Genomic DNA, 252 nt, shown 5'->3' on the forward strand with positions numbered 1-252 from the left:
GTCTTCAACTTCTCGCGTTGTCAGCGTAAGCTCAGATTTACTGTCATCACACTTATTCGTTTTCTCCGCCAGTGCCTTGCACCAGATATAACGACCTCTCTGGGCATCAGAGACTGAAGGCTCTCCATATTTCTCGATCGCCGACTTCAGTAAGAGATCAGGGTTGCTGAATGAAAAGCGGATTTTGTAAGCCACCGGCTCAATGGGGTCAACTGCCGTATCGGGGATAAAATAGACCACCGTCTCCTGGTG

General features: G+C 49.2%; 1 protein-coding gene. It reads right to left on the reverse strand.

Translation table 11 applies throughout. The features are described 5' to 3' along the window. On the reverse strand, positions 1 to 240 hold a 240-nt coding region (locus RTW80_RS30070; protein ID WP_312721831.1), incomplete at its 3' end, for a hypothetical protein. Positions 241 to 252: the final 12 nt, after the last annotated feature.

It is taken from the genome of Escherichia sp. AM3 (genome assembly GCF_032029835.1).
GTDB classification, from domain to species: domain Bacteria; phylum Pseudomonadota; class Gammaproteobacteria; order Enterobacterales; family Enterobacteriaceae; genus Escherichia; species Escherichia coli.